Origin of the sequence: Algoriphagus aquimarinus (genome assembly GCF_007997215.1) — a bacterium.
In the GTDB taxonomy this organism is placed as follows: domain Bacteria; phylum Bacteroidota; class Bacteroidia; order Cytophagales; family Cyclobacteriaceae; genus Algoriphagus; species Algoriphagus aquimarinus_A.
The window spans coordinates 57939-74680 of the sequence record NZ_VORW01000013.1; the positions used below are offsets into that span (position 1 = coordinate 57939).

At 41.3% G+C, this 16742-nt stretch carries 15 protein-coding genes; 2 read left to right on the forward strand and 13 right to left on the reverse strand.

All coding sequences use genetic code 11. The features are described from left to right. From ESV85_RS15860 to ESV85_RS15905, 10 genes are all read right to left on the reverse strand, one after another. On the reverse strand, window positions 1–930 hold the full coding sequence (locus ESV85_RS15860; protein ID WP_146919298.1) for a DUF5777 family beta-barrel protein: 930 nt from the start codon (window positions 928–930) through the stop codon (window positions 1–3). A gap of 24 nt (window positions 931–954) precedes the next feature. Next, window positions 955–1404, reverse strand: a complete 450-nt coding sequence (locus tag ESV85_RS15865) for a Rieske 2Fe-2S domain-containing protein (RefSeq protein ID WP_223276022.1) — start codon at window positions 1402–1404, stop codon at window positions 955–957. Window positions 1405–1496: 92 nt separating this feature from the next. After that, window positions 1497–2207 carry a VIT family protein gene (locus ESV85_RS15870; RefSeq protein ID WP_146919300.1) on the reverse strand — a complete coding sequence of 237 codons (711 nt, stop codon included), beginning with the start codon at window positions 2205–2207 and terminating at the stop codon, window positions 1497–1499. A gap of 93 nt (window positions 2208–2300) precedes the next feature. Further along, entirely contained in the window at window positions 2301–4562 is a 2262-nt protein-coding gene (locus tag ESV85_RS15875) for a lipid-A-disaccharide synthase N-terminal domain-containing protein (protein WP_146919302.1), read from the reverse strand. After that, window positions 4555–5307: a glycosyltransferase gene (locus tag ESV85_RS15880; protein WP_146919304.1), complete on the reverse strand. Its 753-nt coding sequence runs from the start codon at window positions 5305–5307 to the stop codon at window positions 4555–4557. Before ESV85_RS15880 ends, ESV85_RS15875 begins: the two co-directional genes overlap by 8 nt. Window positions 5308–5386: 79 nt before the next feature. After that, window positions 5387–6157, reverse strand: a complete 771-nt coding sequence (locus tag ESV85_RS15885; RefSeq protein WP_146919306.1) for a hypothetical protein — start codon at window positions 6155–6157, stop codon at window positions 5387–5389. 25 nt (window positions 6158–6182) lie between these two features. Continuing rightward, window positions 6183–8618, reverse strand: coding sequence for a TonB-dependent receptor domain-containing protein (locus ESV85_RS15890; RefSeq protein ID WP_223276023.1), 2436 nt, complete (start codon window positions 8616–8618; stop codon window positions 6183–6185). Beyond that, window positions 8581–9042: a PepSY-like domain-containing protein gene (locus tag ESV85_RS15895; protein ID WP_146919310.1), complete on the reverse strand. Its 462-nt coding sequence runs from the start codon at window positions 9040–9042 to the stop codon at window positions 8581–8583. Before ESV85_RS15895 ends, ESV85_RS15890 begins: the two co-directional genes overlap by 38 nt. A gap of 59 nt (window positions 9043–9101) precedes the next feature. Beyond that, window positions 9102–10391, reverse strand: a complete 1290-nt coding sequence (locus tag ESV85_RS15900) for a sensor histidine kinase (protein ID WP_146919312.1) — start codon at window positions 10389–10391, stop codon at window positions 9102–9104. Next, complete coding sequence (locus tag ESV85_RS15905) at window positions 10388–11062, reverse strand: response regulator transcription factor (RefSeq protein WP_146919314.1); 675 nt, start codon at window positions 11060–11062, stop codon at window positions 10388–10390. Before ESV85_RS15905 ends, ESV85_RS15900 begins: the two co-directional genes overlap by 4 nt. A gap of 446 nt (window positions 11063–11508) precedes the next feature. On the opposite strand from ESV85_RS15905, the gene ESV85_RS15910 reads away from it, so the two are divergent. Next, a complete protein-coding gene (locus ESV85_RS15910) occupies window positions 11509–12291 on the forward strand; it encodes a glycerophosphodiester phosphodiesterase (protein ID WP_146919316.1) in 783 nt (260 codons plus the stop codon). A gap of 9 nt (window positions 12292–12300) precedes the next feature. Here ESV85_RS15910 and ESV85_RS15915 read toward each other — a convergent pair whose 3' ends face one another. Next, entirely contained in the window at window positions 12301–13311 is a 1011-nt protein-coding gene (locus ESV85_RS15915; protein WP_146919318.1) for a cytochrome d ubiquinol oxidase subunit II, read from the reverse strand. A gap of 11 nt (window positions 13312–13322) precedes the next feature. Then, on the reverse strand, window positions 13323–14663 hold the full coding sequence (locus ESV85_RS15920) for a cytochrome ubiquinol oxidase subunit I (protein WP_146919320.1): 1341 nt from the start codon (window positions 14661–14663) through the stop codon (window positions 13323–13325). Between the two features lie 372 nt (window positions 14664–15035). On the opposite strand from ESV85_RS15920, the gene ESV85_RS15925 reads away from it, so the two are divergent. Then, complete coding sequence (locus ESV85_RS15925) at window positions 15036–15908, forward strand: geranylgeranylglycerol-phosphate geranylgeranyltransferase (RefSeq protein WP_223276024.1); 873 nt, start codon at window positions 15036–15038, stop codon at window positions 15906–15908. Between the two features lie 76 nt (window positions 15909–15984). Here the strand turns inward: ESV85_RS15925 and ESV85_RS15930 are convergent, their stop codons facing one another. Continuing rightward, a complete protein-coding gene (locus ESV85_RS15930; RefSeq protein WP_146919322.1) occupies window positions 15985–16704 on the reverse strand; it encodes a hypothetical protein in 720 nt (239 codons plus the stop codon). Between the last annotated feature and the right edge of the window lie 38 nt (window positions 16705–16742).

Below are 16742 nucleotides of genomic sequence, written 5' to 3' on the forward strand. Positions count from 1 at the left end.
TTATTTCTTTTTGTTATCACGACTCAAACTGAAAGTCCTGGCGATATTAAATCCATAAAATATATCTGCATTTTCCCAGGTACCCGTATTCAATGCTATAAAATGCCTGTCCACCATTCCTCTGGCATTGGTGAAATGTAGCTGGAAAACGTGCCCCCCTGTATCAATATCCACTCCCAGAGAAAGTGAGTTATGATAGGGATAAGGAGTCCCTGTTGCGAGTTGATAGGCGTTCCGATCTGTGAAATTGTAGTAGTATTCCGCAGACAAGGTGACTCTATTGCTTACTTTATACCTTCCACCCATTCCCAAGGAAAAGAGGTCATTGTCCATGTAAGGATTCTCCACCTTGTTGATATGCAAAAAGGTTGGAACCAATTGCATGGAAATCTTCTCACTGAATTTTCTTCCGATCAGCAGTTGGCTGGTGTAGGTAAGTCTCTCCGAATTCTTGTAGAATTTCATTTGACTTTCCGAATTCATCACATAGCCCGTAGCCATGGTATTCAGGTCCATACTTCCATAGGCGGAAAGTGTAAACGGGAAAACATTTGACTGTCTGAGCAATTTGTATTTGGTATAGAAGTCGTAGGTTTTCTCTTCCGAGCTTCTCCCCACTCCCACCAGCAGTCTATCCGTGATTCCATATTCTAAACCCAGACGAATTCTGGCTTCATCCAGCCCAAAGAAATTGGAAATAAAGCCACTGTTTACAGAGCCAAATCTATGGGAAATCCAAAAGTTCAGATGGTTTTTGGAAATAGTCTCCATCGTTTGTCCATTGACCAGACGTGTTGCTTTGAAGGTAGCCTGTGTATAGACTGTTTCCTTTGGCAATTCTTCATTCAACATCTGCAACAAGTCATCCTGCCCGTAGGCAGCATGGACACTAAATAGCACAATAACCAATGCTATAATTTTCTTTAACACGTTCATGTCAGTTTATCAAAAGGATCAAGCAAATACATGAAGTGAGGTTCCGGCCAACTCTGCGTTATAGGCTTTGATGCCTTTCTTTGCTTCAGAGTTAAGCCCTTTGCCTTCCAGGGTATATCTAGCACCATGTTCTGTGCAATAGAATTCATCGTTTTTATAGATCACTTTGGATTTATTTTCATGTGAGCATACTTGTGTAACTGCCGCAAAAGCATCAGTAGAAACTCGTGCTATCACGATCTTATTGACAACGAGATAGCTTCCTACATTCAATAGTTTAGCATTGGCAGCATCACTGAGATCCAGTGTAAAATCCACTCCACCGGAACCTGGTGTTCCAGCTGGTGGATCTCCAGCTTCATTGATACAGGAAGACATAGCGGATGCACCGCAATAAATTGCAAGTAAGGAGGCGCCCTTAAATCCCATAGATTTAAGGAATTCCATTCGTGAGATTTTCTCGGTCATGAGTTCTAGTAGTTAGGTTTAATTATAAGGGTAGATATAGCAAGTGAGTCAATACTCACTTGGGGTAATATAGATAGGAGTCAAGTAGCGTTTTATGCCAAATTCACTCCAAATAGGTATCCAATCAATGCAGTAATCCCCATGGCTACAGTTCCCCAGAAGGTGATTCGGAGTACAGGTTTGAAGATGGGTGAACCGCCGGTTTTGGCAGAAATAGCTCCCAGAAATGCTAAAAATAAAATCGCAGAACCGTAAAGATAGATTTCCATCTGCGCAATGGGCATGAATAAAACTACTACTAGCGGTAGAACCCCTCCGACTGTGAAAGAAGCTCCAGAGGCCATAGCTGCCTGAATCGGGTGAGCTTGGGAGACTTCATTGATTCCCAATTCATCCCTGACATGTGCTGCCAGCGCGTCTTTTTGAGTGAGTTCCAAGGCGACAAGTTGGGAAGTTTCCTTACTCAATCCCCGCTGTTCATAGATAGAAGCCAACCTCTGAAGTTCTATCTCGGGCATTTCTTCCAATTCCTCCTGTTCTCTCTTGATATCAGCAGTTTCTACGTCAGTCTGAGAGCTTACGCTTACATATTCTCCAGCGGCCATAGAAAGGGCTCCAGCTACAAGTCCGGCCAGGGTTGCCAAGATTATTGGGTCCCTCAGGTCAGAAGCTGCCGCCACTCCAATAGCCAAGCTAGATGTGGATAATATCCCGTCATTTGCACCCAGCACAGCAGCTCTTAGCCAATTGCTTCGTTGGACAAAATGCACTGCCAGATAATCGTCCTTTATTGCTGCTTTCATTTCTTGAATTTATTTCTTTTGACTTTATAACCAGCCTAATAATTACCCTTTGCCTGAATCTTAAGAATATCTTAAGCCTCTCTTAAGCTATCCTTAAGATCCCTTATGAAACCGGACAATTCTCCATCCATCTACTCGCTGCAACTCTTCCCAGCTACCCAAACTTTTTAGGTCTGGAAGCTCTTTTCTTTCCTTGGAAATCCATATCGAATTATCCGGGGCTTTTTCAACAATCCAGGTGGAATCTGATTGTAAATTGATCAAACCAGACTTCCAATTTTCATTTTGCTGAAACTGCGTTTCCCGGTTCAAACTTTCATCTCCATCATAAACTGATATCACTTTCAAATTCGAATTAAATAACACGGAAGGCAGACGCTTATTGTAAATGATGACTTCTTTCGTTGCTGGCTCATTTTGAATAATCCATTCAGTCACTCGATAGGTATCATTTGTCAAACCAGGATTTTGGCTCATAAAATAGGTAGACATACCTGTCAGCCCCATCGTGAATATAAAAGCAGAAATCACCGTACGATCCACTCTTCGGATATCAACCTTCTGCATGGCAGCTAGTAGAGAAACTGTAATAAACCAGATAAAGTAAAACTTGAAATTCAATGAGATCTTTGGATCTATCAGATGCAAAGAGACCAAAACAATCAGCAGAAGCACATGAAATCCCAACTGCCATCGCTCCCATGTTTTTTGCTGCGGATCAGTAAGCTTTTCCCAATAATAAATCGCCCCAATCGCCAACCCAGAATACACCGGCAAAATATAAAGCACCAGTTTGGACTGACTGAGGGAGAAAAATAGCAAGGGTAAAAGCACCCACATTACCAGCAAAGCACTTTGAGTGTTGAAATCAGCACGTTTGAGTGGGATTTTTCGCAGCAAGATCAATATCCAAGGGAAAGCTGTTCCCAGCAGAACCACTCCATAAAACCAGAAAGGTTGTCCGCGATGGAAGGTATCTGTGGCAAAACGATCTATGGTATGCTTGAACAGGAAGTAATTGAGAAAGCGGTCATCTTCTACGTGCAAGAAGACAAACCAACTCAATCCAAATCCCAGCATCAATGCTATTCCGGCCAGATGAAGCTTCATTGAGCCCATTTTCTGCTTCATCACTAGGCCTTGATAAATCCAGATCAAAAGAGGGACAATCAACACCACGGGGCCCTTGGTCAAAAAGCCTATTCCCAGAAAAACATAACATAGAATCAGCAGGTACCCTTTCCTTTTCTCCAAAAAGTCAAACCAGAAATATAAGGCCGCCAAGACGAATAGCGCCAGAAAGGTATCTGTGGTCAATGCCCTACTGCCAATAATCAACGCCGGAAATGAAGCATACAGCATGGCAGATAGGAAGGCCGGATTGGATCGCTTGAAGAAGATTAAGGCAAGCTTATACACAAGCCAAATCTGAAGAAGCACTGAAATCTGCAATAGAAACCTAGCCGAAAACGGAGAAATCCCTAGAACTTTATAGCTCAATGCAGTTAGCCAATAAGTCACTGGTGGCTTATGATAGTGGTAGATCCCCATGAGTTGGGGATGCAACCAATCGCCTGTTTGCACCATTTCTTTGGAGATTTGGGCATAGCGGGCTTCACTGGATTCGGTTACAGACCATGCTCCTAAGTTGAAAAACAACACCATGCCTACAAAAACCAACAACAAAGTCATTCTCATGCTTTTGATCCGATCGAGGAAACTGAGTTTTTCTTCATTTGCTGAACCAAAATGTATCATCAGATTTCTCACATACACCAAGATCCCAAACGCCTGACCAATGAAAAGCACAGAGTCTTTTCGAAGTATTGCGTATGAAGCGATCAGTACAGCACCTACCAGACTGATGTACCAAAAACTCAAAGGAAACTGGGATTCTTTGGTTCGCTCAGCATCGAGCCACTGTACCACAAACCTCGTCGTGAAAATAACCTGACCTAATGTGCCCCAGGTGAGCAGCATGCCACTGATCTCCGGATTGTGCACCAAACTGCGGAAGTCATAGTGCGCGTGTAAAACCAAGTACCCCAGAAACAATAAAGGAAGCAACATAAAACTCCAGCGAATCCATTTAGGGAAAATCTGCCAGGCGTTTTGAATTTTAAGGTTTCGGATATAGATAAAATACCCCACTAATTGACCTCCGACGATCACCAGATCCTGGCGAAATGTCCCATAAACCAACAGAAGAAAGGAAGCAACCAAACTGAGTTGCCAGAAAATCACTGGCGACAATACCTTCCCTGCTTTCTCAGACTTGACCAATTGTATTAGAAACCGGGCTGAAAACAGCCCCTGAGCTAGAAAGCCAACTCCCAGTAATACCCAACTATTCATTGATTACTGCTTTTGGACTTGTGATTGAATTCTCAGTAATGGTGTAGTCTACCTGGCGTTTCTTCAACCATCGAAGTGCTATCGTGTCTAGCAAGGGTGATAAAAGTCGATTCCATACATTAAACTTGGATTTACCGGTAATTCTAGGGAAATGTTTAACGGGGATTTCTATCACTTTTTTGCCTTGAATCAACGTCAGCGCAGGAAAGAATCTATGCATTCCCTTGAAAAAAGGCATATCCAAAGCCACCGACCTGCGCATAATTTTCAGCGGACATCCCGAATCATGAACACCGTCGTGCAGCATGGAATCCCGAAACCAATTAGCAAAAGTCGAAGACATTTTCTTCACAGCACTATCCTTCCGCCCTGTTCTCCTGCCCGTCAGCAGATCGTAGTCTGGGATCATCGCTTCCAGTTTGAGAAAATCCAAAGGGTCTGTCTGCAAATCAGCATCAATATAGCCCACCCATTCACTGGTAGATTTCTCGAAACCTGCCCGAATTGCTGCACTTAATCCTGCATTTTTCTCAAAAGAAATAAAATCAACATGCTCATAGTAAGCAGCAGCTTTTCTGATTTCACTTAAGCTCTTATCCGTAGAACCATCATTGACCAATAATAGATTAACCTCGAATTTTGACTGATTGATATACTCTTCAAAAGCTGGCAAAATCCTTACTATCCCTTCTTCTTCATTGAAAATGGGGATGACAATAGTGAGTCCGTTAGATTTTTTTTTCATTTGTTAAAACAATTTTACTGTTCGAAGCACATAAAAAGCTTGAATGGAATAACCTTTTTTTCCAGTGGGAAGGCTTTGGCTATTCAGTTTCATTTTCTGTTTGGTTTAAGATAATCGATCCTCTGTGAGAGATATAAATTAAAATACTAATGATAGCCAATGAGACAATTGAAGCATTCAATGTACCTAAATCCAAGCCTCCTTTTGCTAGTGGTTTAGTTAAAAAATCTCCGAATGTGGCACCAAAAGGTCTGGTAAATATAAACGCAACCCAAAAAAGGAATATCTGATTGATACGTGTAAATCGATGAAGTAAGATTACAACCAAAATGATAGCCGCAGTGACAAAAGCTCCATGGAGATAGCTCAGCCCCAAGCTGTCAGTCAGGAAATCACCAAAAGCGGTTCCGAGACTGTTGGAAAACAAGATAGCTATCCAGTAAAACAGTTCTTTTCCCCTCTGCTGAATTGGAAAGACAGCAAGTGACCCGAATTTTTTAAACCAGGCTAACAAAACTAAGATTAGCCCTGCGAATAAGATGATGCTACCAACGGTATATCCCAACTGCAGGCTTCTATCCATAAAGTCAGAAACCTCTGTACCTAGGGTAGTCGTGGAAATAATAACCAGCCAATAGTAAACAGGTATGTATTTCTGAGAAGATAACTGTATTAATAATACCACAAGAAAGAATCCCGCAGTAATAACTAGACCAGCGAGGTAGCCAAGATTCAGCGTCATCGAGAGGAAGTCGCCCAAAGTCTCTCCTAGTGTCGTAGCCACAATCTTCATCAGCCAGAAAAGGAGGGTGATTTCGGCTACCTTATTAAGGTTTTTATATACAGTCATGGCTAAATACTTATCGTTGCCCCTATCAAAACTTATAACTATAACCTACCCGAAACACCTGCGTCTCGTAATAATCGGCGCTAGTGTAGCTGAAGTCATTTCCTTCAATTGTCTTCTTGATCACCATCGTATTCAGCAAATCAGTGGCGTTGAAAAACAACTCACCATTTCCTTCCTGGATCACTTTTTTCAATCCCATGTCGAGGGTGAATCTTCCTTGAATTTTGCCCTGAGGAATAATATCCGGAGCCAAATAAATGGCTGTCAATTGCCCAGTGAAATTTTCGGCAAATTTGAATTTCGAATTCCATTTTGCATTGCCAGAGAAAATCTCCTGTTTGTCAGCAGTAAAGATATGTGGTTCTGGATAAAGATTCTGTACCGCAAATGCATCAATTTGATTGTGATATCCATTCAGATTTAGGTCAAAAGAATACCAATCATTTACATCCTGATCCCAGATCAATTCAAATCCAGTATTGTAGCTTTTCGCAGCATTCTGGAAGATGGCATAGATCAATTTGCTGTCTCCATAAGTAGAAGAAATTCTGGTGATCGTCCCATCTACCTGGCGATGGTAGACAGCGGAATACAGTGAGCCGGTACTCCAGCCCGTCTTCCATCCCAGTTCGTAGGAATTAGTAAACTGAGGTTTCAAGGCTGGATTACCCACCTTGATAATCTCCGCATCATCGTACTTCGGAAAGATCCGAATATCCACTTCATTGGGTCTATCTACTCTTCTATTGTAGGACGCAGTGATCTTATTCATCCCATTGATTTTGTAAGAAAATCGGGTATTAGGAAATGGCTGGAAGTAATTGTACCCATCACTTTTATAGGTCGGATGATTTGGGTTTACATCATAGTTTAGCTTGATGTATTCCAGTCTCAGCCCAATTTCCGCTTCTAGTTTTTTCGACTCAAACACGTAATTACCATATACTGCAGGAATGATTTCCTTGTAAGTTGCTGCTCCACCGGCCAGAGAATCAATCGGAGAATTTTCTCCTGGAAAAAACTGCATATTGGTTGGAATCCAACGTCTTCTAAACTTCAGTCCCGTTTCCAACCTACCAGTCTTCATAGGCTTCACATAGTCAAGCGTGACGTCCACCACATTCTCATCTGAGAGCAATTTGAAAGCATCTTTACCTGAAGAGGCTGGTAAAATATTGGTAAAGAAATACTGCTCATCCTCTCGATGAAAAGTATAATTTAACCCTGCTGAAAGGCTGTGACCAGGATCTGCAAAGTTATGTTTGAAAGCTGCCGTAGCCATCACAGTGGTCTTGAGCTCATCTTCTAAGAACTGCCAAAGCCTCAATCGCTCTGAATAATCTCTATTGAAAAAAGGCTGATCGCCTCTGTCAATGATCTTTTCACTTCCAAAAAGCCCTGAAATACTAAGTGAATTTGACTGGTCTATTGTCCAATCCATCCCTGCACGGGTGGTCAAAAAATTGGTGTTTCTGTTTCGTTTAAGTTGCTGATTGATGACTGTTCCATCATTATAAGTTCGGGTGACGAACTCATTTTTATTCAATGTCTGCGTATAGAGATTATCTGCCGAAAGGAATAAATTCACATCCTTCTTGCGATAATTCAATGCTAGCGAAGGATTGATTTTTGGCGTGCCTTGATATTGAGCTCTAATATCCGGGAGGTTTGCTTTTTTCTCCCAAAGTGCTCCTACACCAAGCGCGAGGCCAACTTTCCCGTTGAACCCCTCCTGCTTCTCTTTTTTCAGAATAATATTGATGATGCCTGCATTTCCATTTGCATCAAACTTTGCAGAGGGATTATTGATGATCTCTATTCTCTCCACTGCGGAGGAAGGAAGATTGTCCAAACCAGTTTGATTACCAAATCCAGTCAAAGCAGTCTGCTTCCCATCGATCAAAACTGCTACGCGGTCATTTCCTCGAATCTGAACTTTACCATCCTGGACGGTTACCCCAGGAAGATTGGACATAGCCTGAAGAACGGAGCCTCCACTCTGGCTAATATTCTGACCTAAATCATAGGTTTTCTTATCCATTTTGGCACTTACAGCTTCAGCCTGCCCCACTACTTCTATAGCAATCAAATCTTGGAAAGATGCAGTCATCTCAATCTCACCCAGATTCAGAAAGGCAGAACTTGATCCCACAAAAATAGCCTTGCTCACTGTCTCAAACCCAATGAAACTCGCTTCCAGTTCATAGTCTCCTGGAGCCACATCCACTAAGGTGAAAAGTCCCGATTCATCGGTAATAGCACCAGTCACAAAACTGGCGTCTTTGGCTGTTTTCAGCACTACATTAACATAGGACAAGTCCTCCTGAGAGGTCTTGTCCGTGATTTTTCCTGATACTTTTACTTTTGCTTCCTGAGCCAAAAGAGCCTGAGATAGCATTATAAAAGTGATCAGCAAATAGTTTTTAATCTTCATCATCTTCTTCGATTGCTTTCTTTTCAATTAGTTTACCATTGGCATCGAATACCAATTCCCACTCTTCCTCGCCTTTTTCCACCGCCAATTCATAGACGGTGCCATCAGCTTTTTCTGAAATCTCAGCTTCCTCGATTTCGTATCCGGCAAAATCCTTTGCTAAGGTTTGCTTGATAGCTTCAGGGATATCAGCTTTTTTAATTTCGTGTTCAGTTTCTTGCCAAGTTCCGTCAGCTAAAAAATTAGCAGAATATTCATTTCCTTCCAGTTTAAACTCGGCCTCCCATTCAGTAGCAGATTCCATGTCCCAGCTTACTTTTTTTGCAGCAGGGAATTTGTGAGAAAAAGCAGTTTTCACCGCATCAGGCACTTCTTCGTCGGAATGTTCCTGAGCACAGGCGCCTGTCGAAAGCAACAAGCCAATCGATACAATTGTTAGGTACTTGTTCATATGAAATTTGGGTTAAGTGAAAATGATTACCCAAAAGTTGCATGAGATTTAGAAGACATTTAGAATTTACGGAAGCGCACAGAAAAAATGTGGAAATGATCCAAAAAATCATAGTTGATTCCCCATCCATTTTGCTTGCAGATCTCTTTCGCTATGGCAAGACCCAACCCACTGTTGGTCGTCTCGGTGGTAGATATGGAAAATCGCTTGAAAAGAGACTCATCTTTCAGTCGCTCCACACCTGAATTCAAAAATGAAATTCCATTTTCGTCAATTCTAACAATGATATGGCTTGAAACAGGACTATGACGGATAGCATTGGAAAGCAAGTTATTGACAAGTGTTTCCGCTAAAAAAAGACTACACGTTACTCTCGCTATTCCACTGATTTCTTTTTTATAAGTCAATTCCCTCTCTGAAATATAATCCTGAAGCAACTCTTCACTTTTCTCGACTTTCTCAGAAAAATCTATTTCCGAAATATCAGAAAATTTACTGTTGTCGATTCTTGCCAACAGAAGCAAATTCTTGTTTACCCTTGTAAGCCTGGCAAGAGGAATCTGTATAGCATTTACAAGTTCTGATTGCGTCGCACTAAGTTTTTCATCCTGAAAAAGCATTTCCAATTTGGATTTCAGCAACGCAATTGGAGTTTGCAATTCATGTGAAGCATTTGCCACAAAGGCTTTTTGCTGATTATACGCGTTGATATTTTCAGCAATCAACTTACTGATGGTTTGATTCAGTTCTTCAAATTCCTCGATATCACTCGTTTCAAATTCCACCCCTTTACTCAAGCTCAAGTCAAATGATTTTAATTTTGTAAGTGTATTGTCAAATGGCTTCCAAACGCTCTTAGAAATCTTACGGTTGAGTTGGATAAAACCAAAAACCAGAATTCCATAGAGTAAAACAGTCACCAGACCAATCGCAAAAATAGTCTCGTAAGCTTCCTCCACGTTGGTTTCAATATTCAATAAATAAAACTTTTTATCAATTTCAATCACCGTTTGCAAACCGCGAAATCGATCCGATTCTTGTTCATATTCATTGTACTTCGTCACTTCATATGTACTATCTGGCCTAGCTATATTCTCTGTTATCGGCCTAATGGACGAGTTCGGCTGCAGCGTATTCCAGGTATTCAGAATCGTCTCTAGGTCGTGCCCAGACACATGAGCTTGCTCAAATCGGTTCTCGATCCGCTCCATAATGATCTCATGATGATCGTCAATCTCCGTCACCCAAATCCAATCCACCACCCAAAAATAAATTGGTATGCTTACCAACAAAATGATCATCGCATAGATGGTAAATGCCTTGAAAGGTTTATCGAGCAGTTTCGTCATATTTCCCACTTATAGCCAGTTCCGTAGATTGTTTTGAGGTAGCCAGCATACCCCTGCTCATTGAGCTTTTTCTTGAGGTTTTTCACATGGGCATAGACGAAGTCATGACTATCAAACATGTCCGCCAAATCCCCTGAAAGATGCTCAGCCAAGGCACTTTTTGATAAAACCCTGTTTTTATTACCTATAAAAAACAGTAATAAATCATATTCCTTTTTGGTCAAAAGAATGGGATTCCCTTCTATTTGAACAGTTTTCGAAAGTAAATCAATTTTTATCTCGTTTTGGATAATCAGGTTGGAAGGATCAAATTGTTTCCTGCGAATCACGGAATGAATTCTCGCAGCCAACTCCGAGTGGTGAAATGGCTTGGCCAAATAATCATCCGCACCGATATTCAAACCTTTTATTTTGTCCTCCAAGGTATCTTTGGCAGAAATGATAATCACGCCATCCTGCTTATTCTGACTGCGCAAATGCTCCAGAATGTCAAATCCATCCCCTCCAGGCAGCATTAGGTCCAGCAAAATGCAATCGTATTGATACAGACTCACTTTTTCTTTAGCTGTCGCAAAATCACCTGCAGTTTCACAGCGGTAATTTTCGCCAGAGAGATAGTGCACAATATCACTTGCCAACTCCATTTCGTCTTCGATCACCAAGATTTTCATAGGCCTCAAAGTAAGCATTGAATTTGGAAGGAATTTAGCAGAAATAAATATTCAATGATCAATTTTCAAATTCATCCCGATAATTATCGGGACAAGAAAGCTCCGGAAGAACGATTGATTTGTAGTAAAACAGGATGAAGAGATATTCTTTCCACCGAAAAGTCGCGAAGATCGCGGAGTTTGTCGCAGAGGATCTTTAAATAGAAACCTTTGCATAGTTCTTTGCGCCTTAGCGCCGTGGCGGGAGATTAATTTTCAATGTTCATATTCAATGATCAAGTAAAAGCCCTCCTTAATCCGTTGCGCCGCCGCGCCGTCGCGAGCAAATTCCCGCCGCATACGCACCTCAATGATTATGTTTTTGTGAATTCTGACAACAGGGACAGTTCATATCACTCGATTCTTTATTTTTGGAAAGCTAGTTGACATACTTTAAACCTTACCTCATGAAAACCATTCTATTCACTCTCCTTACTTTTTTGGTAGCCAGTTCTACCTCCTTTGCTCAGAAGTCTTTTCATAAGAATAAAGTAATCGCTCACCGTGGTGCCTGGAAAGCTCAGGCAAATCCACAGAATTCTATTGCTTCTCTCAAAGAAGCTGTGAAGCTAGGCTGTGAAGGTTCTGAGTTTGATGTCTGGATGACGTCCGATGGAGTTTTGGTGGTAAATCACGATGCGGATTTCGAAGGAATGGAAATCGAAACCTCTACCTACAAAGAGCTTTTGACCAAAAAACATGAAAATGGAGAGAAGCTCTCAACGGTAGAAGAATACCTAAAAGCAGGCAAAAAACAGAAAGGAACAAAGTTGATTTTCGAGATCAAGCCTTCCAAAATCTCTGTGGAGAGAAGTAAAGAAGTGGCTGAAAAGTCTGTACTAGCTGTGAAGAAAATGAAAGCACAGAAGTGGGTGGATTACATCACTTTCAGTTACGAAGGAGGTTTGAAAGCAATAGAAATGGATCCAAAAGCGAATGTGGCTTACCTCACAGGAGACAAAACACCTGCAGAACTGAAGGAAGCTGGATTCTTCGGCTTCGACTACAATATCAATTTGCTGAAAAAGAATCCTCAGTGGATCAAGGAAGCTAAAGAGCTTGGCTTGACAGTGAATGCCTGGACGGTAAATTCTGCTGAAGATTTGATTTGGTTTCTAGATCAAAATCCAGATTTCATCACTACTGATGAGCCCGAGTTACTTTTTAAAATTATTAAGGACCGGGAGTAAATTTGATTTTCAGAGTTCAGCTGGTCTTCGCTGAAAGCTATAAATAAGATAAAAGAGGGATGGAAGAATCAGCAAACTTCCGAGAAGCAACGCCCAACCCAATGTTTCGATTGGAAGTCCCATCGCGGCTGAGTTGAAAAGACTGAGGTTTTCACCTGATTTGACAATGATAAAATCAGGGAAGTAGTGATAGCCAAATGAGCCTAAAATCAGTGTAATCTGAAAACCAGCCAAGAGCCGACAAATGGTTTTATGTCCAGTTCGGAGATATTTCCAGAGAATGACTAGGCATACCGTAGCCAAAATCAAAAAGCTCAAGCTGACCCAATCGGTAAATCGCTCTTTGGTCAGACTCAATCCATCTATCTCCGCAGCAAGAAAAACCAGACCACCAGAAATGAAGGTCAGGAAAGTCAAAACCTTGGCTCGCTGAATAAACAGCGCCTTGATAGCTTCATCCTCCACCTCGCCTATTAAAAACACAGCTGCCAAAAATCCACAAATCGCCACAGTAAAAATCCCCACGGAAATACTGAATAAATGTAGCCAGGATCCTATGTAAGCAGAATAGAAATCCGGTGCATTTGGGTCTATTTGTCCCGAAACCATAGCTCCCGCAATCACCCCTAAGAAAAACGGCGTGATAAAACTGGAATAGGTGAAAATCAAATTATAAACCCGCTGCATGTCATCCTTCACCGCATCGTAATGACGAAAAATAAAGGCTGTTCCTCTACCGATAATCCCCAACAACATCAGCACAAGCGGAATATGCAAGTGCACAGAAAGCATGGTGTAAATAGGCGGAAATCCGACAAATAGAATCACAATCGCGATAATTAACCACATGTGATTTGCTTCCCAGATGGGCCCGATGGTAGAGTAAGTAATCGTCCGAACTTTCTCCCGCACAGCTCCGGGAGTAATCAACTCCACTATTCCAGCACCAAAATCAGCACCTCCAAGAAGCAAATACATCAGTATCGCAAGGCAGAGAAAAGCAATCACTACATACAGCATATCGGTAGAATTTAATGTTGGGTGGAAGATTGATTTACTATGGGCTGTTCGCCTTCCATGTTTGGCAGACTTTTGATTTGCCTATAGAGCAAAAAACTCACTATAGCCGAAAGAGAAACATAAACAGCAGTGAAAATCATAAAGGAAACCTGTATCCCGGGAATTGGAGTCAGCGCATCTTTTGTTTTCATAAAACCATAGATAATCCACGGTTGTCTACCCAATTCTGTCACTGTCCAGCCTGCCTCCACGGCCATGAATCCTAGTGGTGTAGCTAATACAAATAGCCAGAGAAACCAGCGTTTTTCCTGCCAGTATTCCTTTTTCCAAGTAGAAAAGAAATACAAAACACTCAAGCCCATCATAATCATACCCAAGCCAACCATGATCTGGAAGGCAAAATGAGTGATCATAACAGGTGGCTGCTCATCCTCTGGGAATTGATCCAGGCCTATCACTTCTTTTTCAAAATCACCGTGTGCCAAAAAACTCAGTGCGCCTGGGATTTTAATTCCATAATTCACTTCCTTATTCTCCACATCCGGAATTCCCCCTATCAAAAGAGAAGCACTTTTTGAAGTTTCAAAATGCGCTTCCATCGCAGCTAGCTTGGCGGGCTGTCGCACGGCAATATCCTTAGCAGAAATATCTCCGGAAATAGGCTGCAGCAAGGCAGCAATACCTCCATAAACTATCGCGATTCGAAAAGCCTTCCAGTGAAACACCTTGTTTTTGCCATTGATTAGCATCAGCGCGTGAATTCCCGCGACTGCAAATCCTGTAGCTGCAAAAGCAGCCAGTGACATATGCAGCGCCTGGGTAAACCAAGCGTCGTTGAAAAGTGCGGCGATTGGATCGATATTAATGTACTTCCCATCTACATAATCAAAACCTGTGGGGCTATTCATCCAGCCATTTGCAGCTACCACCAGAATACCGGAAGCCAAACCACTTAATCCGACTACAACTCCAGTAAACCAGTGAAACCACTTATTGAACCTATCCCAGCCATATAGATAAAAACCTAGCGCGATTGCCTCAATGAAAAAAGCTGTTCCTTCCAGCGAAAATGGCATTCCGAAAATCGGCCCGGCATAAAGCATAAACTCCGGCCAAAGCAATCCCAACTCAAAGGAAAGCATGGTACCGGAAACAGCACCGGTCACAAAGAAAATCGCAACGCCCCTGCTCCAGGCCTTGGTCAATTCTTTCTGATGATAATCGTTGGTTTTTAGGTATTTGTAGTGGGAAGTCGCCATAAAAAACGGCATCACCATCCCGATACAAGCAAAAATAATGTGGAAGGCCATAGAGAGGGCCATCTGTGAACGTGCTGCTATAAGATCATCCATTTATTCGATAGAAATTTAGGTCGTCGACTGTGCACTTATGAAGAGGTAAAAATAGCCCCAAAAGATCAGGAATAAAGGATAAATCCACTTTAATAGACTATAATCATCAAGCTCAGAATTCGATAAATAAGCTATTAGCACTTTAGTCATAATAGATCTCCGCCCCATCGGTCGATCAATGGTCAATTTTAATTTATAGCTTCACTTCGCTCAGCTTGACTGAATTAATCATCATCCTATAATAAAATTTTTCAGTAAACCACCTGCGCTCTCTGCGTGTCCTTCGTGCCCTCCGCGGTTAAAAAGCTCTTTAATTTCCACATACCTAGCTATTTCCCTAGATGTGAATGGAATTGAATCTATTTTTGACGTATGAACACCCTAACTGTGGACAGAACGATTTCCATCCGAGGACTTTTTCGGATCAGCAGACCAATCAATCTACTGATGGTGGGGTTCGCGCAGTTAATGACGGCTTATTTTTTGGTCAGAACCACCAATTCAGGCCTGCCAGTCTTCCAAGACTACAAGCTCTATTTGATCGTGATTTCTACGATTTTGATCACCGCAGCTGGCTACATGATTAATGATTATTACGATGTGAAAATCGACTATGTCAATCGACCGCAGAATGTAGTGGTAGGCAAAGGCATCAAGAGACGCGTCGTTATTTTACTTCACACCATTCTGAATTTCACGGCAATCGGCCTGGGATATCTTGTCAGCCCCACCATCGCTTTAATCAATTTCGGTGCGGCATTTTTACTTTGGGTGTATAGCAACCAACTTAAACGAGAGCCATTCATAGGAAATTTTACAGTAGCCTTACTCACAGGCGTTTCCATCTACCTGATTGGTTTTTACTTTCAAAAATCAGAGCTCCTAGTACTTACTTACTCCATTTTTGCTTTCTTCCTCAATCTTATTCGGGAGATCATCAAAGACATAGAAGATCGACAGGGAGATAGAAAACACGGTTGTCGGACATTGCCGATTGTAATCGGTTTTCGCAGAACAAAGGCAGTTATTTTCCTGATTGCTGGAGTGTTTGTTTGTGCTATTCTGATCGTAATGTTCAAGCTAGATCGTCCAATTATTTTCTATTATTTCGGAGGATTGGGAATATTTTTCATGTACTTCATGTACAGAATCTATGTGGCTGATCGCAAAGACCATTTCACACAATTAAGTGCAATTGCTAAAGTATTGATGTTGGTGGGGACGCTGAGCATGGGGCTTTTATAACTTCATTATTCTACATTCAGCATTCCACTATCATTATTGAACAGATCTATTAGGAGACAAACCCCTCTCCCATATTTCAACTTCGATCTTTTCTTAAGAGTATATAATAAAGAGTTAAGCGATTTGAAATGATTTTCCTTTCAAAGTCATAAGACTCTCCGTAAAGCGTATAGTCATTACTAATCGATGAAAAATTATGACTCCTAGTAAAGGAAAATCCCAGTCTCCAATACTCCAATGAGAATCCATATTGATAATTAGTATGGTATTTTTTTGGGATAGTCTCTACCGCATTCAATGCATCCACTATTTCTTGTGTCCAATCAATTCCATCAGGAATTTCTTCAAATTGAGGGGTTGAAGAAAAACTGATCACTGGAACTATTGCCCCAATCACATTGAATTTCAAACGATTTATATCGAAAACTTTAAACGAAGCTCCAATAGGTATCTCTAAGTTTTTACTCACAAAGGATGTTACCTTTCTAGAGTTAAAAGGTAACCCTTGAAGTGGCGCAGTCACAATTATTGTTGCATAAGATTTAAAGTACTGAGCTCCGATGGTTGCTTGAAAATTTTTACCAAGTGAATGGGCATATTGAACATAAGGCATCAATCTAGGTTCTTCAGCATACAAATTCCCTTCAAATACCGACAAAGTATCTATCTGAATGTAAGAGTTATTGAATTTCTCTTCGCTTGAAACTATTCCAAACCCTACTTTTAATTCCTGACTACAGGCCAATAAAGGAATCAGGAATACAAACACAAAAAACAACGAAAATCTATAAATCATAAATAAAAGAATTGAAAGACAATTAGATAGGTTTTACG